Source organism: Kitasatospora sp. NPDC053057 (assembly GCF_044546945.1).
GTDB lineage: Bacteria > Actinomycetota > Actinomycetes > Streptomycetales > Streptomycetaceae > Kitasatospora.
In genome coordinates this window covers 121,520-139,585 of sequence record NZ_JBITZP010000019.1, presented here as the reverse complement: position 1 = coordinate 139,585, position 18,066 = coordinate 121,520, and the positions used below count along the sequence as shown (strand labels likewise).

The window sequence follows — 18,066 nt, the reverse complement described above, 5'->3', positions numbered from 1 at the left end:
TGCGGTGCGGTGGTTCGGGCCGCCCTTGCGGGCGCGGAACGCAATCTCCCAGTAAAACCTGACAACGGCCGTCAGGATTGTTGGGATCCTGGTGACATGAAGGCCGACCGCCTGCTCTCGATCCTGCTGCTGCTCCAGACCCGCGGCCGGGTGCCCGCCACCGAACTGGCCGAACGGCTGGAGGTGTCCGTCCGCACCATCTACCGGGACGTGGAGTCGCTCTCCGCCGCCGGGGTGCCGGTGTTCACCGAACGCGGCCGGCACGGCGGCATCAACCTGCTGCCCGGCTACCGCACCGACGTCACCGGGCTGACCGCGGACGAGGCCCGGGCGCTGTTCGTGCTCTCCGCCCAGGGCGCGCACAGCGACCTCGGGCTGGACGGCGCGCTCGGCTCGGCGCTGCGCAAGGTGATGGCCGCGCTGCCCGCCCCGCACCGCCCGGCCGCCGAGCGGGTCAGCGAGCGCATCCTGGTCGACCCGGCCCGCTGGATGCAGAACCCCCAGCCGGCCGCCGCCGGCGGTCCGGACCTGGGCGAGCTGCAGTACGCAGTGTTCGCCGACCGGCGGCTGCGGCTGCGCTACCGGCACAGCGGCACGCCCGCGCCGGTGGAGTACACCGTCGACCCGTACGGCCTGGTGAACAAGGCCGCGGTCTGGTACCTGGTGGCCGATCTGCACGGCGAGCCGCGGCTGTTCCGGGCCGACCGGGTGCTGACCGCCGAGGCCACCGGGGAGACGGTGCGCCGCCGGGGCGGGGTGGCGCTCGGCGAGGTGTGGGCGGCCCTGCGCGAACAGGTGGAGCGGGTGCCGAAGGACGTGCCGGCCCGGGTGCGGGTCCGGCGCGGGCGGCTGGACATGTTCCTGCGCATCCACGGCGGCCGGCTCACGGCGCCGCCGCCGGACGCGGGCGCCGGGCCGGCCGAGGAGTGGGTGGAGCTGGCGATGGCCTTCCCGGCCGCGGCGGCCGTCCGCTCGCTGCTGGCCTTTGGCGCGGACGTCGAGGTGCTGGCCCCGCAGGCCGCCCGGCGCGAGCTGGCCCGGGCGGCGGCGGAGGCCCTGCGGCTCTACCAGGACGAGGCGCGGCTCTACCAGGACGAGCTGGGGCCCTGACTAGGCGTTGGGCTGCGCCCGGACCACGTCGCCGTAGTCCCCGAGGGAGATGGCCGCGAAGTTGTGCAGGCTGTCGGTGCCGTCGGTGAAGTAGCCGTTGTGGCCGGAGGCCCGGGCGGAGGAGATCTGCTCGGCGCCGAAGCCGCTGCCGGTTGGGTCGGCGCCGTGGCCGAGCTTGCCGACCTCCAGGAACGGGACGTTGCCGATCCAGTCGCTGGGGTTGCGGGTGGCCCACACGTGCACGCCGCCGCCAAGTTCGCCGGCGGACTGGACGCCCATGCCGGGGCTGCCGAACACCATCATGTCGGTGATGCCCGAGGTGTCGGACGGCGAGGCGGCCGCGCGCGGGATCTTCGGGGCGGCGGTGCCGCAGACCACCGAGCCGTACGAGTGGCAGAGCAGCGCCGGGGGCGCGTCCGGCCGGGTGGTCTCCTTGAGGCCGGCCAGCAGGCGCTGCAGCCGGGGCGCGGCGACGTCGGCGAGCCGGGAGGTGGCCGCGTCCGGGCCGAGGCCGGAGGGGGTGACGTACCCGGTCCAGGCGATCACGGCGGTGCGGGTGCCCGGGGCCTGGCGCTGCTCCTCGGCGTGCAGGGCGCGGGCCATGCCGGCCGGGGAGCGCAGCGGCTCGGCCGTCTGGTCGAAGTGGCCGAGGTCGGCGTCCGAGCCGGGGACGAGGACGGAGACCCGCTCGGCGTCGGCGAGGTCGCCCCAGACCTCGGAGACCAGGCCGCGGCCGCGCGGGTCGAAGGCAAGGATCTGCCGGCCGGGGCTGAGCAGGTGGTCGACGTCGTTGGCGCGGGAGACGGCCAGCGCGCGGGTGTCGGCGTCCAGCTTCTTGTCGGCCGCGCGGACCCGGGCGGCGTCGCGCTCGTTCGCCAGGGCGATCCGGTTGGCGCGGTAGCGCAGGTCCAGCGGGGCGCCGTCGTAGTTGCCGACGACCAGCGGGTAGTCCTTGATCAGCCGGTCCAGCTCGGTGGGGGCGAGCGAGGCGAAGAAGGCGGCGGCGTCGGCCGGGCTGGTGGTGGCCGGGTCGGGCAGGGAGCGGCCGAAGGAGTGGTCCTGCACCCAGGCGGCGCTGCCGGCCGGGGGCGTGGAGATCGCCAACTGCTCGGAGGAGACCGCGGCCGCGGCCGCCGAGGCACCGGCGTCGGCGAGCACGGCACAACCCGCGAACGCCCCGATCAGTACCCGCTTCCAGCGTCGGGGCTTGCGCACCGCACCAACTCCCTTTGGGGCCCGTCACCGTTTCTCGGGCGGTGCCCGGAGGGTGCGATTGGACTGCTGACTTCCCTGCGCAAGCGTAGAGGTCACAGGAGGGTGACGGACCCGCCCAAACTGTGGGATGGATCACATGAACCGCGCGTGTCCTTCCGGCGTCCTCGTGTGGCCCTGCGGACGGTGCTAAGCGGGATGCCCGGCGTCGAATTCGCCGACCAGCCGCTTGGGTGCCGTCCGCCGCCAGGCCTCGGTGACCAGGTCCTGCAGCTCCTCCGGGTCGACCAGGTCCAGCCGGACGCTCACCCAGCCGTGCCGCCCGACGTACCGGGCGAAGGAGAACACCTCGGGCTCGGCGGCGAGCAGTTCGGCCTGGTCCTCGTGCGAGGCCTTGACGGTGACGCTGTCACCCTCGGGGGCGCCCATCGCGAAGACCTTGCCGCGGACCCGCAGCGTCTCGATGCCCCAGGTCGGTTCCTGGGCGGCCTCCGGCAGGGTCAGGGCCATCGCGCGGAACTCCTCGAACGTCACCATGGCGGCAGGTTAGAGCACCGCGCCGACAGTGCGCCCCCGGTGCGCGCGGTGGCGCACCGGGGGGCGCAAGGCCCGGCAAGGACCTCAGCCGAGCGAGGCCCAGTTGTCGCAGGTGCGGTCGCCGTCGACCAGCCGGTCCGGGTGGCCGCTGCCGCCGGCGATCGAGATCCGGCGGTAGCTCTGGCCGCTGAACACCCAGGACTCGAAGGGGCCGCCGACCGGCTGGCGGTCCGGGACGGGCAGGAAGCAGTCCACCCGGCTCAGGCCGTTCAGCGAGGTCCACTGGGAGAGCTCACGGTCGGTGCGCTCGCGCACGTCGGTGTGCCCGGAGCCCCCGGCGATCGAGACCAGCCGGTACTGCTGGCGGCCGCCGGTGGTGTGGAACACCCAGTACCAGCTCTTGGTCCGGCCGGTCGGGTCCTGCTGGTCCGGCACCGGCAGCCAGCAGTCGACCTGGCCGACGCCGCTGAGCGATCCCCAGTAGGTGAGGTCGCGGTCCGAGCGCTCCAGGGCGGTGGTGTACCGGCCGCCGTTGCAGGTGATCGAGACCAGCCGGTACTGCTGGCGGCCGCTGGTGCTGTGGAACACCCAGTACCAGCTCTTGCCGGCCGGGTCCTGCTGGTCCGGTACGGGCAGGACGCAGTCCACCCGGCCGATGCCCTGGAGGCAGGTCCAGCTGGTCAGCCAGGTGTCGTCCTCCACCCTGCGGTCGGTGTGGGCGTCGCCGTCGGCGATCGAGATCACCCGGCAGCGGTCGCCGTGGAAGGCCCAGTACTGGCTCTGGCCGTTCTTGCGGTACTGGTCCGGGACGCGGATGAACTCGTCGCACGGGTAGGCCTTCACCGGCTGCGGCTTGGGCTGGCCACCCGTCTGGCCCCAGGTCTGAGTGCCGGTCTGCCCGCCGGTCTGGCCGCCCGTCTGCCCGCCGGTCTGCGTGCCGTTCTGCCCGACCGGGGTGAGCCGCCCCTCGCAGAGCCCGCGCAGGATGCTCAGCGAGGGCATGAAGGCGTACACCGAGCCGGTGGTCCGGACGAACTGGGCGAAGCTCAGCGGGGTGTGCTCGATCAGGCCGGCCGCGTCCCGGCTCTCGAAGTCGACCGGGGTGTTCTCACGGGTCTCCGGGTCCAGGCAGTTCTGGGTGACCGGGTCCCGGCCGGGTACCGGGCGGGGCTTGGCGTGCCCGGGCGGGATCTCCTCCTGGCTGTCCCGGTTCGGCGGGAAGTTCCGCTGGTCCATCCAGTCGGCCTGGATGAACTCGAACTGCCGCTGGATGTCCGCCTGGTAGCAGATGAACAGCAGGCCGCGCGGGTCGTCGGGGCCGCCCGGGCCCTCGGAGGCCGGGTCGAACGGGGCCCCGTACGGGGTGCCGCGGCGCATGATCCGTCGGCCGTTGAGGTCCTTGGCCGGGAACGGGGGCTTGTCCGGGGCCTCCTGCAGGCCGGCCCGCGGCTCGGTCTTGCGCAGGTGCGACCAGAGCGGGGTGACCAGGCCCTCCGGGTCGTCCCGGAAGTCGAAGTCGTTGTCCTTGGCGGCGGTCGGGTTGTTCGGCACGTCCCGGTCCTGGTACTTGCAGACCGGGGCGCCGGAGCGCCAGCGGCCGACCATCCGGGCGGCCAGCCACTCGGTGGTGGCGTGCTCCGGGACGGCCTTGGCCCGCCGGAGCTCCTCCAGCTTGACCGCGACCTGGGACCACCAGCCGGGGACGTCCTGGGCGAGCCGGCGGATCACCTGGAACGAGCCGTTGCGGGACCACTCCGGGTACTGGTCCCTGGGGAAGCTGAACCGGTCGTTGTCCAGGCCGCAGACGAACTCGCCGGCCGGGATCAGCCGGGTGCCCGGGTGGCCGTCCACCTCGTCCGGCTTGTTCGGGTTCGGCCTGTCGAAGCCGATGACGCCTGGCTCGCTGATGCCGTCCTTGAAGCCGAAGTGCTCCTTGCCGCGCCGACTGCCCAGCAGGGTCTGGGCGTTCTGCTGGTAGACGATCAGCACCCGGCACTCGGCGGCGGCGATCCGCTGCGCCTCGATCGCCGACTGGAGGTCCCGCTCGGTGTCCGCGGAGATCTTCAGCACGGCATGGACCGGCTGGTTCTTCCCGTTGCCGAACAGCCAGTTCTCCGGGCGGTTGTCGCCGGTGTCGCCGAGCGCGCTCGCCCGCTGGGCCGAGCCGTCCTTGAAGGCCTCCAGCCCGCTGCCGACCGGCGGGGCGGTCGGGAAGGGGTCGGTGGTGGCCAGCATCCGCAGGCCCTCGTAGGTGAAGCTGACGCCCAGCCAGGTGGCGGTCAGCGACTTGGGGTCGTCGCCGCCGGAGGCCTGCCTGGCCTCGCTGAACCTCTCGTTGAACTCGGCGACCTCGCGGGTGGTGGAGATCTGCGGGGTCAGCCGGCGCAGCCAGTCGCGCGCCCGGGCGGCGTCCTCGAACTTGAGGAACAGGACGCTGACGTTGTCCTTCTTGAAGCCGGCGAGGATGTCGCCCTGGATCTCCACGCTGTCGCGCAGGCTCAGATCCGTGGTCATGGGGTGGGATTTCCTTTCGTGCTGCGGGGGATCAGGAGCCGAGCTGGACCCACTGCGCGACGCTGGGCACGCCCTTGTCACTGAGCAGGAAGAGCATGTACCAGCCGGGCGGGGCGGCCTTGGTGTCCGGCGGGGCCTGGAACTCCAGCCGGTTGCCGGCCCGGCTGGTCATCCGCAGGTCGATGTGGCGCTGGCTGGTGTTGACCGAGTGGGTGGAGGTGGTCGGCGCCAGCAGGACGGCCTTGGCGGCCAGGCCGGGGGTGGTGCTGGTGACGGTGAACTTCCGGTCGTAACCGACCGGCACGGTGGGCGCGTTGGCGAGCGCGGGCCGCTCGCCCTGGTGCAGGTACGGCGGCTCGTAGATCTCGATGGTGCCGTTCATGGTGATCGGGCCGGCGGTGCCCGGGACGCCGTCGACGGTGCCGTTGATGTCCGTGTTGTTGGCCATCTGCTGGAGCTCGTCGCCGGTCACCATGACCCGCCCGTCCGGCAGCACCACCGCGTTGGAGTGGTAGCCGCGCGGCAGCCGCTGGACCGGGCCGAGCTGCCAGTTGCCCTGGTCGTCGCGCAGTTCGACCTGGCGGTACTTGAGGTCGGCGTTGGGGTTGTACGGGCCGTTGCCGTAGTCGCGGATGTCGTAGGCGCCGTTGACCGTCATCAGCCGGCCGGTGGGCAGCAGGATCGTGTCGTCCTGGGTACGGCCGAAGGCGCGGGGTTTCTCGGCGGTCCAACTGCCGTTGGAGAAGCGCAGGGTGCTCGGGTTGTCCCGGTCGCCGCCGAGGATCAGCGCGGAGTCCGGGCCGTTGGCGCCGCTGGGCAGCATCACGGCGGAGCCGTAGTTGCGCTTGTGGCCGTCGGGGCGGGCGGTGAGGTCGGTGCGGGTCTCGGCGAACGGGTCGAACTTCCACTGCTCGTTGGCCGCACGGCCGAAGCCGTAGACGTTGCCGTCGTTGAGCGAGAACAGGTGAGGGTAGTCGAAGCTGAACGGCGCGTCGACCTTGAACCGCTCCACCGGGGTGTCCCTGGGGGTGTCGGTCTTCTTCACCGGCACCGGGTAGGCCTTGGCCGGGAAGCGCTCGACCACCGGGGTCGGGGTGCCGTAGCCGAGTTCGGACTGGCCGGACATGATCAGCTGCCGGCCGTCGGCGCCGGTGACCACCGAGGGGTACCAGCGGCCCACCGACATGTCGGGGTTGCGGCTCCAGGTCTCCGTCCACGGGTCGAAGACGAGCGAGAGCTTGGCGCCGGTGCCGCCGTTGCCGCCCAGGTTGCCGCCGAAGACGCCGAGCATGCCGTTGGGCAGGAAGGAGTGGCCGGAGCAGAAGAACGGCACCGGGCGGGGCTCGTTCAGGCCGTCCGGCATGTCCGAGACCGGCGGGTTGACCTGCTTGAAGGCCTCCTTGCCGGTGCCCTTGGCCGGATCCCAGAGGAAGGCCCGGCCGGCGTTCTCCTTGCCGGTGGTCTGGGTGGGGGCGGGTTCCTTCTCCGGGTTGGTCTCGATCCGTTCGAAGGAGAACAGCAGCACCTTGCCGGTGGGCAGCAGGGCGACGTGGTCGCCGAAGTCGGGGGAGGGGAAGTACTCCTTGAACGCGCCCCAGGTCTCCGGTGCGAAGGCCTTGTTGTGGTTGGTCTGGGAGGCCGTCAGGGCGTTGTACCGGTTGGTCCGGGTGGTCTGCGGGTAGTCGCCGATGCCGCGGACGGCCGCGCGCATCCGGGCGTGCTCCTCGGCGTGCTCCTGGCCGAGGGCCGCGACCTCGTCCTGTCGCAGTTCCTCGGCGACCCGGCGGGAGTCGACGTGCGGGGTGAGGTCGTCCCCGCCGTGGGCGAGCGCCGGCGCGACGGCGCTCAACAGGGTGCCGGTGGTGACCGCGAGGACCACGGCAGTGGCCGACAGCCGACGGCCGGCCCGGGGCCGGGGCTGCGGGCGGGTGTGGGGCGGGGGCATGGGTCTCCTCGGGAAGGGAGGGGTTCGGGGGAGGAGTGGCGAATGCGGACGGACGGGCCGTGGGGCGGGTGCGGTCCAGCGATGGTCGCCGACCGTCACAGAACATCACAGTGCGTGGTGGTTCGCATGCGGATTCGCCCCTTGGGGGGAGCGGTCCGGCCCGACCGGCGCCCCGGACGGTCGAAGGGGCGCGGACCGGCTGGTCCGCGCCCCTGTCGTGCCGTGGTCGACGGCGTGCGTCACACCATCCCCAGCGCGTACGCGGCGAAGAGCGCCGCCGCGGCGCCGGCCAGCGCCTTGCCGACCCGGGAGAAGGCCGTCCAGGGGCCGTCGAAGCGCCGGGTGAACCACCCGATCGCCACCAGGGCGGCGCCGAACAGCGGAAGCAGGGCCAGCCGGGCGGCCACCCAGCCGAGCGAGTCCGGCGCGGTGGTCAGCCCGGGTACGGCACCGAGGCCGGCCGCACCGGGCACCGCCACCGCGAGCATCGCGCTCTGGTGCCAGCAGAAGATCGTCATCGCCGACAGGTTGACCAGCACCACCGGCAGCCAGAGCAGCGGACGGCGGGCCAGCAGCCGGCCCAGCCGCTCCCGCAGCAGCACCGCGGCGCCGCACTGCACCGCCGCCAGGGCGAGCACCAGCAGGGACGGCGGGTGCGAGTTGGTCCGCTCGACGCCCGGCACGCCCACCATGCTGGCCGGGTAGTGGAACACGACCAGCAGCACGGCGAACAGCGCGCCGCCGCCGAGCAGCAGCACCCGGGCCGCCGGGCGGCCGAGCCGGCCCTGCGCCCACAGCACGCCCAGCTGGTAGCCGAACATCCAGCCCGGCAGCAGGTTCAGCAGGCCGAGCCAGGAGGGCACCGCCTCGGCCCACGGGCCGTACCGCAGCAGGTCCACCACCGCGACCGAGGCCACCAGCAGGCCCGCCGACCAGAGGCCGAGCCGCCGCCCGAAGGCCACGCAGAGCGGGGTGAGCGCGGTCAGCGCCAGATACACCCCGATGTACCAGAGCGGCTGCACCACCAGCGTCGCGCCGGTGCGCAGGGTGTCCGCGGGCAGGCCGAGCCGGGGCAGCAGCGGGATCAGCAGCGCCCACACCGCCGTCACCCCGAGCACCGGGCGCAGCAGCCGGACGGTCCGGGCGCGCAGCCAACTCCCGTAGGTCAGGCCCTTCGCCGCGGCCCGCTCCAGCGAGCGGACCGAGGAGTGGCCGCCGACCAGGAAGAACACCCCGAGCATCTGGAGCACCCAGCTGACCGGGGCGAAGAAGCCGAGCGAGGAGAGCGGGCTGGCGTTGTGCAGGGCGCCGTCGGGGGATCGGGTCAGGCCGCCGAGCATCCAGTGGCCGATCGGGACGGAGAGCAGGGCGAGGGCGCGCAGCCCGTCCAGGGCGCGGTCGCGGGTCGCGGGGGTCTTCGCGTCGACCTTCTCGGCGGCGCGGCGCAGGGTGGTGAGCGGGTGGGCCATGGCGGTGCTCCTTCCAGTGCGGGTCTCAGCGGGCCTCAGTGGCCCTGGGCGATGGCGGCGTAGGCGGCGAGCGAGGCGGTGCCGGGGGCGAAGTAGCCGGTGTGGCCGTGGGATCCGGTGGCGGGCAGCGGGCGGGCGCCGAAGCCGGGGCCGGTCGGGTCCGCGCCGTGGCCGAGGCCGAGGAACCGGACGTTGGGCACGTTGCCGATCCAGTCGGAGCCGTTGCGGGTGGTGGCCCAGAGCGGGACGCCCGGGTCGAGGTCGGCGGCCGAGTCGACGCCCATGCCGGGCGAGCCGAGCACCACCAGGCCGGAGGCCCGGTCGGGGGTGGGGCGGGCCAGGCCGCAGACCACCGAGCCGTAGCTGTGGCAGAACACCGTGGGCGGGGCCTGCGGACGGGTGCTGACGGCGAGTCCGTCGAGCAGCCGGGTGAGGCGGGCGGCGCCGGCCCGGGCGAGGTCCTCGGTGGCGGCGTCGACGCCGAGGCCGACCGGGGTGGTGTAGCCGGCCCAGGCGATCACGGCGGTGCCTCCGTCGGTGGCCTGCCGCAGGGCGCGGGCCATGCCGGCGGGGGTGCCGTACGGGTCGGTGGCGCGGTCGAAGGTCCGCAGGTCGATGTCCGAGCCGGGGACGATCACGGCGGTGCGGGGGGCGGTGGCGAGGTCGCCGAACACCTCGGCGATCTGGCCGCGGCCGCGCGGGTCGAAGGCGAGGATCTGCCGGTCGCCGTCCAGCAGGGTGCGGTAGCGCTCGGCGCGGGTGCGGGCGGCCTGCTGGTCCTGCGGGGTGAGGGCCGGGTCGGTGGCCCGGGCGAGTTCCCGGGTGCGTTCGGCGGTGAGGGCCAGGGTGTTGGCGTGGTACCGGAGTCGGACCGGGGCGCCGTCCAGGTTGCCGACCACCAGGGGGTGGCGGGCGGCCAGGGCCTCCTGCTGCGCGGGCGTCAACCCGGCGAAGAACGCGGCGACTTGGGCCGGGGTACTGGTGGCCGGGTCGGGCGGGTGGAGACCGAGCGCGGTGTCGGCGGTCCAGGCGGCGCTGCCGGGCGGCGGGCCGGTGACGGCGGTCTGGGTGTCGGCGGCCCAGCCGCCCGCGCCGAGCACGGCCGCCAGTGCCACCGCGGTGGCGGCGATCGCCCGCCTGGTCCGGAACCTGCGCATGTCCTTGCCCTCCCTTGCCCGTTGGGCCGGCGACCGGATTCGGTTGCCGACGGGGAGGAAGGTAGGAATGCGACGGCCCCGCGGACGTCACACCGCGGGGCCAACTCCCGGGTGCTACCCGGGTATGAGGGGGATATCCCCCCTTATTCGCCGGGGGTTACCAGCCCCGACTCGTACGCCAGCACCACCGCCTGGGCGCGGTCGCGCAGGTCGAGCTTGCCGAGGATGCGCCCGATGTGGGTCTTGACGGTCTGTTCGGCGAGCACCAGCCGGGCGGCGATCTCCTGGTTGGACAGGCCGCGGGCGATCAGCTCCAGCACCTCGGTCTCGCGCGGGGTCAGGCCGTTGAGGCGCAGCTTGGGGTCGCGGCGCTTGGCGGGCCGGTTGCGGGCGAAGTCCGCGATCAGCCGTCGGGTGACCGAGGGGGCGAGCAGTGCCTCGCCGGCCGCGACCACCCGGACCGCGGCGATCAGGTCGGCCGGCGGGGCGTCCTTGAGCAGGAAGCCGCTGGCCCCCGCGCGCAGCGCCTCGTACACGTAGTCGTCCACGTCGAAGGTGGTCAGCATCAGCACCTTGGGCCGGTGGGCGCCGGGGACGGCCGGGTCGAGGAGCTTGCGGGCGGCCTCCAGGCCGTCCATGACGGGCATCCGGACGTCCATCAGCACCACGTCCGGGTGGGTGCGGCCGGTGACCTCCAGGGCCTGGGCGCCGTCCGCCGCGTCCCCCACCACGTCGATGTCGCTCTGGGCGTTGAGCAGGGCGGCGAAGCCGGCCCGCACCATGGCCTGGTCGTCGACGATGATCACGCGGATGGTCATGCGGGTTTCTCCCCGGGGGTGTCTGGGCGGTCGGGCAGGTCGATCGGCAGGACGGCGGCCACTTTGAAGCCGCCGTCCGGCAGCGGACCGGTGTCCAGCCTGCCATCGACCAGCCGGACGCGTTCCCGCATTCCGACCAGACCGTGCCCGGTGCCCTCGGCCGAGGCCTCCAGCGACTCGGTGCGCTGCGGTGGGGCCGCGTTGACCACGGTGAGCCGCAGTTCCGGGCCGTCCGCCGAGAGCGACACCCAGGCCTGCGCGCCGGGGGCGTGCCGGACCACGTTGGCCAGCGCCTCCTGGACGATCCGGTAGGCGGAGAGGCCGACGGCCTGCGGAACCCGCTCGGCCAGTCCCTCGGCCACGGTCAGCTCGGCGGGCACCCCGGCCCGCCCCACCGTCTCGACCAGCTGGGCGAGTTGGCCGACCCCCGGCTGCGGGGCCGTCTCCCCGGCGGACTCCTCGCTGCGCAGCACGCCGAGCAGCCTGCGCATCTCGGCCAGCGACTCGCGCGCGGTGTTGGCGATCGCGGTGAACTCCTCGGCGGCGTCGGCCGGGACGCCCTCGATCCGGTACGGCGCGCTGGCGGCCTGCACCGCGATCACCGACATGTGGTGGGCCACCACGTCGTGCAACTCCCGTGCGATCCGGGCGCGTTCCTCCAGCAGGGTGCGGCGCTCGCGTTCCACCTCGCTGATCTGCTCCTGCTCGGTGAGCAGCCGGCGGACCTCGGCGCGTTCTCGCAGGGCTCCGCCGAGCACCAGGACGGCGCCGGTCAGGGCGATCGCGAGGATGACGTTGTCCCCGGTGTAGCGGGAGCCCATCCCGGCGACCGACAGGGCGATCCCGGAACCGGCGGTGACCAGCCAGACCGCGACCAGGGTGCGCCTCGGCTCGCGGAGGGAGAGCGGAACCATCAGGAACAGGTAGCCGACCAGGCTGGTGGGGACCCACGGCCAGGGGCCGCCGGTGTGGCTCCCGGTGGTCAGGACCAGCAGGGCGGCCAGCAGGTCGGTGGCGCCGATCATCCACCAGGCGGCCAGCGGCCGGCTCACGGCGAGCAGCAGCGGCGCGGTCTGCGCGACGGCCAGGGCGCCGGCGATCCCTCCGTTGAGCCCGTAGTCGTGGGCCATCACGTTGATCCCGCTGGGCAGCAGCGAGGCGATCGCGGCCACCGCGAGGACGTACGGGAGGTGCCGGATCCACGGACGGGGAGACTGGGCCAGCAGCGGGGTGTGGTCGGAGGACGGCCGGGCGAGCGTGCCGAGCAGGGCCCGCAGCGCGCCGACGGAGCCGGACCCGGCGGTCGAATTGATCATCCGGCCAGACTAGGGGCGCGCTGGTGGTCCGGCGTCGGACCAGGGACCGGAATCCGCCGTAGTACTCGGGTATGACCCGCGCGCTCAGGGCCGCCAGTGGCCGGCCAGGGCGGGGCCGAGCTGGTCGAAGTACCGCTCGATCACCGCGACCATGCCCTCGGGGCCGGCCGGTTCCTGTTCGGCGGTCCAGGACAGGTGGGCGGCACGCAGCAGGCTGCCGAAGACGGCGGCGAGCACGACCGGGCGCAGGTCCCGGGTCGGGTCCAGCCCCTCGCGTTCGGCGAGCACCTGGACGACCAGCCGCTCCTGCTCGGTGACCCGGCGCAGGTGGGCGGCGAGCAGCGCGGGCGTCTCCTCGATGATCCGCAGCAGTTCGAGGGCGCTGCTGATCGAGCCGGGGCCGGAGGTCCGGGCGTTCCCGAGGTCGCGCCAGGCCTTGACGATCGAGGCGCGCAGGGCCTGGAGCGGGGTCTCCTCGGCCGGGCGGTGGCGCAGGCACTCGATGAAGTAGTCCTCGGCGTCGGCCATCACGGCGAGGGCGACCTCGTCCTTGTTGGCGAAGTACCGGAAGAAGGTGCGCTGGGAGACGTCGACGGCGGAGGCGATCTCGTCGACGGTGGTCCGGGCGAAGCCCTGGCCGAGGAAGAGCGTGTGGGCGGCCTGCACCAGGGCGTCCCGGGTCTGCTGCTTCTTGCGCTCCCGCAGGCCGGGTGCCCGGCCGAGGTCCTCCGGGGTGCCGACGGGGTGGGGGGTGCGAGCGGCCATGGTGGGGGCCTTCCGGGGGCGCTGGTGCGGAGGGTGGGAGGACAACCTTAGCCGCCTGACAAATGTCAGTGCAGGTCAGAAGTCACTGTTTGCCGAATGTCAGCAGCTGACATAATCTGCCGAGTGGCGCTCGTCGGCTGGGCACTCGTGGGGACGGGTGGGTCGTCGCAGCGCCACCGTCATGTCCCGGTCTCTGTCACGCCCACGGAGGGCCAGATGAGTCAGTCCGTCGTCAAGAACTCCGAGGCGGACGCACCGCCGCCACCGAATCCGCCGTCCGGGGGGCTCAAGGGGCACCCCTGGCTGACCTTGCTGACCGTCGCGGTCGGCGTCATGATGGTCGCCCTGGACGGCACCATCGTCGCCATCGCCAACCCGGTGATCCAGGAGAAGCTGAAGGCCGCGCCCTCCGAGATCCAGTGGGTCACCAGCGGCTACCTGCTGGCGCTCGCCGTCTTCCTGATCACCGCCGGCAAGATCGGCGACCGCTTCGGCCACAAGAGCACCTTCCTGGTCGGCGCGGTCGGCTTCGCCGCCACCTCGGCCGCGATCGGCTTCGCGGGTGACATCCGGACCGTGATCGCCTTCCGGGTGCTCCAGGGCCTGTTCGGCGCGCTGCTCCAGCCGGCCGCGCTCGGCCTGCTGCGCGGGGCCTTCCCGGCCGAGCGGCTCAACATGGCGATCGGCATCTGGGGCGGCGTGATCGGCGCCTCCACCGCGGCCGGCCCGATCGTCGGCGGCCTGCTGGTCGAGCACGTCAGCTGGGAGTCGGTGTTCTTCATCAACATCCCGGTCGGCCTGATCGCGCTCGCCCTCGGCCTATGGATCCTGCGGGACGCTCGGGCCGAGAACGCCGCCAGGTCCTTCGACCTGCCGGGCATCGGACTGCTCTCGGTCGGGATGTTCGCGCTGGTGTTCGGCATCATCAAGGCCCCCGAGTGGGGCTGGGGCGCCGGCAGGACGCTGCTGTTCCTGGGCGGCGCCGTGGTGCTGATGGTGCTCTTCGCGCTCTGGCAGGGCCGGGCGAAGGAGCCGCTGATCCCGCTCAGCCTGTTCCGCTCGGTGCCGCTGTCGGCGGGCGTGCTGCTGATGGTGCTGATGGCCTTCGCGTTCTTCGGCGCGATCTTCTTCGTGACCTTCTACCTGCAGAACGTGCACGGGATGAAGCCCGTCGACGCCGGTGTCCACCTGCTGCCGATGACCGGCATGATGATCGTCGGCTCGCCGCTGGCCGGCATCGCGATCGGCAAGCTCGGTCCGCGGATCCCGATCATGGTCGGGATGCTGCTCACCACCGGCGCCATGGTCGGCATGTCCACCCTGGACACCGGCTCCGGCACCGGCGTGATGTCGCTCTGGTTCGTCCTGATGGGCCTCGGCATCAGCCCGGTCATCGTCGGCGCCACCGAGGTCATCGTCGGCAACGCCCCGCTGGAGCTGTCCGGCGTGGCCGGCGGCCTCCAGCAGGCCGCCATGCAGGTCGGCGGGAGCCTCGGCACCGCCGTGCTGGGCGCCCTGATGGCCGCCAAGGTCGGCGACGTGCTGCCCGGCAACTGGGCCAAGGCCGGCCTGCAGCCGGTCGAGGGCCCGCAGGCCGAGGGCCTCAAGCAGGCCGCCCAGCTGGGCATCGCCCCGCCGGCTCCGCCCGGCACCCCGCAGCAGGCGGTGGACGCGATGGCCGGCGCCGTGCACCAGTCCTTCGTCAGCGGCATGTCGCTCGCCTTCGTGGTGGCCGCCGTGGTGGCCTTCGCGGCCGCCCTGCTCGCCCTGCTGACCCGCCGCGGCAGCACCGACGCGGGCCCGTCCGTGCACATCTGATCCGGTACGGCCACGGCCCCGGACGGCGTCGATGTCGACTTCGACGCGTCCGGGGCCGTCGTGCCGTTCAGGCCCGGACGAGCGCCACCAGAGGAACCGTCCGGGCCTCGGTGCGGAAGCCGGCGAACTGGGGCTGGGCGGCGATCTGGCGGGCCCAGAGCGCCTCGTGCTCGGCCGGGTCGACGGTGGCCGCCAGGGCCGGGTAGCGGTCGGTGCCGACCTCGACGGTGACCTCGGGGCGGGCGACCAGGTTGCGGTACCAGGCCGGGTCGGTGGGGCTGCCGCCGTTGGAGGCGAAGACCACCAGGCGTTCGCCGTCCGGGAGGTAGACCAGCGGGGTGGTGCGCGGTTCGCCGCTGCGGGCGCCGACCACGGTGAGCAGCAGGAGCGTCGCGTCGGCGAGGTCGCCACCGACCACCCCGCCGCGGGCCCGGAACTCGGCGATCACCCCGCGGTTGAACTCGCCCCCGCCGTCGGCGGGTTCGGGGTGCCCTCCGGCGGACCCCGGCGTCTTCTCGTTCGTCATGCCGCCGAGCGTACGACCTGACACCGGTGTGAAGGTCAAGCCGCCGCGGACGCCGAAAGGGCCGGACCCCACGTGGAGGTCCGGCCCCTTCAGGCGTCAGCGGGTGATCAGGCGTCGCCGCCGGCGGCACCCGGGTCGGCCGCGGCCACGTCCAGCAGCTGGTAGCGGTCGATCGCGTCCTTCAGCACCGAGCGCTCCACCTTGCCCTGCTTGGCGAGCTCGGTGAGCACCGCCAGCACGACCGACTGGGCGTCGATGTGGAAGAAGCGACGGGCCGCGCCACGGGTGTCGGCGAAGCCGAAGCCGTCGGCGCCCAGCGACTGGTACTGGCCCGGCACCCAGCGGGCGATCTGGTCCGGCACCGCGCGCATCCAGTCGGACACCGCGACGATCGGCCCCTGGGCGCCCTGGAGCTTCTGGGTGACGTACGGCACGCGCTGCTGCTCCTCGGGGTGCAGCAGGTTGAACTCCTCGGCCTCCACCGCGTCGCGACGCAGCTCGTTCCAGGAGGTCGCGGACCAGACGTCGGCCTTGACGTTCCACTCCTCGGCGAGGATGCGCTGGGCCTCCAGGGCCCACGGCACGGCCACGCCGGAGGCGAGGATCTGGGCCGGGATCTGGCCGGCGGTGCCCGGCGCGTACTTGTGCAGACCCTTGAGGATGCCCTCGACGTCCACGTTCTCGGGCTCGGCCGGCATCTTGATCGGCTCGTTGTAGACGGTGAGGTAGTAGAACACGTCCTCGCCGTGCGGGTGCTCGGCCGTGGAGCCGTACATCCGGCGCAGACCGTCCTGGACGATGTGCGCGATCTCGAAGCCGTAGGCCGGGTCGTACGCGACGACGCCGGGGTTGGTCGAGGCCAGCAGGTGCGAGTGGCCGTCGGCGTGCTGCAGGCCCTCACCGGTCAGGGTGGTGCGACCGGCGGTGGCACCGAGCACGAAGCCGCGGGCCAGCTGGTCGGCCATCTGCCAGAACTGGTCGCCGGTGCGCTGGAACCCGAACATCGAGTAGAAGACGTACACCGGGATCAGCGGCTCGCCGTGGGTCGCGTAGGACGAACCGGCGGCGATCAGCGAGGCGGTGCAGCCGGCCTCGGAGATGCCGTCGTGCAGCATCTGGCCGGTCGGCGACTCCTTGTAGGCCAGCAGCAGGTCGCGGTCGACCGACTCGTAGGTCTGGCCCATCGGGTTGTAGATCTTCGCCGACGGGAACAGCGAGTCCATGCCGAAGGTGCGGTACTCGTCCGGCGCGATCGGCACGAAGCGGTTGCCGATGCCCTTGTCCCGCATCAGGTCCTTGAGCAGCCGGACGAACGCCATGGTGGTGGCGATGGTCTGGTTGCCGGAACCCTTCTTGACCGCCTTGTACGCGTCCTCGCCGGGCAGCACCAGCTGGCGCGGACGCACCTTGCGGGTGGGCACGAAGCCGCCGAGGCCCTGGCGGCGGTCGTGCATGTACTGGATCTCCTCCGAGTCGCGGCCCGGGTGGTAGTAGGGCGGGTAGCCCTCGTCCAGCTGCTTGTCGGTGATCGGCAGGTGCAGCCGGTCGCGGAAGCGCTTCAGGTCGTCGACCGTCAGCTTCTTCATCTGGTGGGTGGCGTTGCGGCCCTCGAAGTTGGGGCCCAGCGTCCAGCCCTTGACCGTCTGGGCCAGGATGACCGTCGGCTGGCCCTTGTGCTCACGGGCCGCCTTGAACGCCGCGTAGATCTTCTTGTGGTCGTGGCCGCCGCGACCCAGGTGCTGGATCTGCTGGTCGGTCATGTTCTCGACCATGGCGCGCAGGCGCAGGTCGCCGCCGAAGAAGTGCTCGCGGATGTAGTCGCCGGTCTCGGTGGCGTAGGTCTGGAACTGGCCGTCCGGCGTGGTGTTCATCTTGTTCACCAGGACGCCGTCGCGGTCCTGCGCGAGCAGCGGGTCCCAGCTGCGGTCCCAGATGAGCTTGATCACGTTCCAGCCGGCGCCCCGGAACTGGGACTCCAGCTCCTGGATGATCTTGCCGTTGCCGCGGACCGGGCCGTCGAGGCGCTGCAGGTTGCAGTTGACCACGAAGGTCAGGTTGTCCAGGCCCTCGCGGGCGGCCAGCGACAGCTGGCCGAGCGACTCGGGCTCGTCCATCTCGCCGTCGCCGAGGAAGGCGTAGACCTGCGAGTCCGAGGTGTCCTTGATGCCCCGGTGCTCCAGGTAGCGGTTCATCCGGGCCTGGTAGATCGCGCCGAGCGGGCCGAGGCCCATCGAGACGGTCGGGAACTCCCAGAAGTCCGGCATCAGCCGCGGGTGCGGGTAGCTGGACAGGCCGTACGGGGCCTTCGACTTCTCCTGGCGGAACGCGTCGAGCTGCTGCTCGGTGAGTCGGTCCAGCAGGAAGGCGCGGGCGTAGATGCCGGGGGAGGCGTGGCCCTGGAAGAAGACCTGGTCGCCGGACTCGCCCTCGGCGTCCTTGCCGCGGAAGAAGTAGTTGAAGCCCACGTCGTAGAGCGACGCGGAGGAGGCGAAGGTGGCGATGTGGCCACCGACGCCGATGCCCGGACGCTGCGCCCGGGAGACCATGACGGCCGCGTTCCAGCGGGTCGCGTTGAGGATCTTGCGCTCGATCTCCTCGTTGCCGGGGAAGAACGGCTCGTCCTTGGTCGCGATGGTGTTGACGTAGTCCGTGCTGCGCATCTCGGGCACGGCGACACGCTTCTCGCGGGCGCGCTCGATCAGCCGCAGCATCAGGTAACGGGCACGCTCACGCCCCCGCTCGTCGATGGCCGCATCGAGCGACTCCAGCCATTCCGCGGTCTCCTCGGGATCGAAGTCCGGGACCTGACTCGGAAGGCCGCCAATGATGATCGGGTTGCGATCGGATCCGGAAGCCACGCTGTTCCTTCACTGTCGGTC

13 protein-coding genes are annotated in these 18,066 nt (G+C 72.7%); 2 read left to right on the top strand and 11 right to left on the bottom strand.

Features of this window, described 5'->3' with window-relative positions; all coding sequences use genetic code 11:
• The first annotated feature begins 96 nt into the window (after positions 1-96).
• Complete coding sequence (locus ACIG5E_RS21335; protein ID WP_396535518.1) at positions 97-1,110, top strand: helix-turn-helix transcriptional regulator; 1,014 nt, start codon at positions 97-99, stop codon at positions 1,108-1,110.
• Here the strand turns inward: ACIG5E_RS21335 and ACIG5E_RS21330 are convergent, their stop codons facing one another.
• The 9 genes from ACIG5E_RS21330 to ACIG5E_RS21290 all read right to left on the bottom strand — a co-directional run bounded on the left by ACIG5E_RS21330 (position 1,111) and on the right by ACIG5E_RS21290 (position 12,843).
• Positions 1,111-2,325, bottom strand: coding sequence for an alpha/beta hydrolase (locus ACIG5E_RS21330; protein ID WP_396535516.1), 1,215 nt, complete (start codon positions 2,323-2,325; stop codon positions 1,111-1,113).
• 186 nt (positions 2,326-2,511) lie between these two features.
• Positions 2,512-2,859, bottom strand: coding sequence for an MmcQ/YjbR family DNA-binding protein (locus ACIG5E_RS21325; RefSeq protein WP_396535514.1), 348 nt, complete (start codon positions 2,857-2,859; stop codon positions 2,512-2,514).
• A gap of 84 nt (positions 2,860-2,943) precedes the next feature.
• Positions 2,944-5,373, bottom strand: coding sequence for a Dyp-type peroxidase (locus ACIG5E_RS21320; protein ID WP_396535512.1), 2,430 nt, complete (start codon positions 5,371-5,373; stop codon positions 2,944-2,946).
• A 31-nt stretch (positions 5,374-5,404) separates the two neighbouring features.
• On the bottom strand, positions 5,405-7,318 hold the full coding sequence (locus ACIG5E_RS21315; RefSeq protein WP_396535510.1) for a galactose oxidase-like domain-containing protein: 1,914 nt from the start codon (positions 7,316-7,318) through the stop codon (positions 5,405-5,407).
• A gap of 239 nt (positions 7,319-7,557) precedes the next feature.
• Positions 7,558-8,787 carry an acyltransferase gene (locus ACIG5E_RS21310; protein ID WP_396535508.1) on the bottom strand — a complete coding sequence of 410 codons (1,230 nt, stop codon included), beginning with the start codon at positions 8,785-8,787 and terminating at the stop codon, positions 7,558-7,560.
• A gap of 35 nt (positions 8,788-8,822) precedes the next feature.
• On the bottom strand, positions 8,823-9,944 hold the full coding sequence (locus tag ACIG5E_RS21305; protein WP_396535506.1) for an alpha/beta hydrolase: 1,122 nt from the start codon (positions 9,942-9,944) through the stop codon (positions 8,823-8,825).
• Between the two features lie 143 nt (positions 9,945-10,087).
• The gene (locus ACIG5E_RS21300; protein WP_396535504.1) at positions 10,088-10,762 is read right to left on the bottom strand and encodes a response regulator; all 675 of its coding nucleotides are present in this window, start codon (positions 10,760-10,762) and stop codon (positions 10,088-10,090) included.
• Positions 10,759-12,078 carry a sensor histidine kinase gene (locus ACIG5E_RS21295; protein ID WP_396535502.1) on the bottom strand — a complete coding sequence of 440 codons (1,320 nt, stop codon included), beginning with the start codon at positions 12,076-12,078 and terminating at the stop codon, positions 10,759-10,761. Before ACIG5E_RS21295 ends, ACIG5E_RS21300 begins: the two co-directional genes overlap by 4 nt.
• An 84-nt stretch (positions 12,079-12,162) precedes the next feature.
• Complete coding sequence (locus ACIG5E_RS21290) at positions 12,163-12,843, bottom strand: TetR/AcrR family transcriptional regulator (RefSeq protein ID WP_396535500.1); 681 nt, start codon at positions 12,841-12,843, stop codon at positions 12,163-12,165.
• 216 nt (positions 12,844-13,059) lie between these two features.
• On the opposite strand from ACIG5E_RS21290, the gene ACIG5E_RS21285 reads away from it, so the two are divergent.
• Positions 13,060-14,661 (top strand): MFS transporter, encoded by a 1,602-nt coding sequence (locus ACIG5E_RS21285; RefSeq protein ID WP_396535498.1) that lies wholly within the window; start codon positions 13,060-13,062, stop codon positions 14,659-14,661.
• A 67-nt stretch (positions 14,662-14,728) separates the two neighbouring features.
• On the opposite strand, the gene ACIG5E_RS21280 is transcribed toward ACIG5E_RS21285, so the two are convergent.
• Together ACIG5E_RS21280 and aceE are read right to left on the bottom strand one after the other, a co-directional pair.
• Entirely contained in the window at positions 14,729-15,187 is a 459-nt protein-coding gene (locus ACIG5E_RS21280) for a nitroreductase/quinone reductase family protein (protein ID WP_396535496.1), read from the bottom strand.
• Positions 15,188-15,294: 107 nt separating this feature from the next.
• Positions 15,295-18,045, bottom strand: coding sequence for a pyruvate dehydrogenase (acetyl-transferring), homodimeric type (aceE, locus tag ACIG5E_RS21275; RefSeq protein ID WP_396535494.1), 2,751 nt, complete (start codon positions 18,043-18,045; stop codon positions 15,295-15,297).
• Between the last annotated feature and the right edge of the window lie 21 nt (positions 18,046-18,066).

Excerpts from the sequence above, each read along its gene's own strand:
- ACIG5E_RS21300 (WP_396535504.1), bottom strand. The coding sequence starts at position 10,762 with ATGACCATCCGCGTGATCATCGTCGACGACCAGGCCATGGTGCGGGCC.
- ACIG5E_RS21310 (WP_396535508.1), bottom strand. The coding sequence starts at position 8,787 with ATGGCCCACCCGCTCACCACCCTGCGCCGCGCCGCCGAGAAGGTCGAC.
- ACIG5E_RS21320 (WP_396535512.1), bottom strand. The coding sequence starts at position 5,373 with ATGACCACGGATCTGAGCCTGCGCGACAGCGTGGAGATCCAGGGCGAC.
- ACIG5E_RS21290 (WP_396535500.1), bottom strand. The coding sequence starts at position 12,843 with ATGGCCGCTCGCACCCCCCACCCCGTCGGCACCCCGGAGGACCTCGGC.
- ACIG5E_RS21305 (WP_396535506.1), bottom strand. The coding sequence starts at position 9,944 with ATGCGCAGGTTCCGGACCAGGCGGGCGATCGCCGCCACCGCGGTGGCA.
- ACIG5E_RS21315 (WP_396535510.1), bottom strand. The coding sequence starts at position 7,318 with ATGCCCCCGCCCCACACCCGCCCGCAGCCCCGGCCCCGGGCCGGCCGT.
- ACIG5E_RS21280 (WP_396535496.1), bottom strand. The coding sequence starts at position 15,187 with ATGACGAACGAGAAGACGCCGGGGTCCGCCGGAGGGCACCCCGAACCC.
- ACIG5E_RS21285 (WP_396535498.1), top strand. The coding sequence starts at position 13,060 with ATGAGTCAGTCCGTCGTCAAGAACTCCGAGGCGGACGCACCGCCGCCA.
- ACIG5E_RS21325 (WP_396535514.1), bottom strand. The coding sequence starts at position 2,859 with ATGGTGACGTTCGAGGAGTTCCGCGCGATGGCCCTGACCCTGCCGGAG.
- ACIG5E_RS21335 (WP_396535518.1), top strand. The coding sequence starts at position 97 with ATGAAGGCCGACCGCCTGCTCTCGATCCTGCTGCTGCTCCAGACCCGC.
- ACIG5E_RS21295 (WP_396535502.1), bottom strand. The coding sequence starts at position 12,078 with ATGATCAATTCGACCGCCGGGTCCGGCTCCGTCGGCGCGCTGCGGGCC.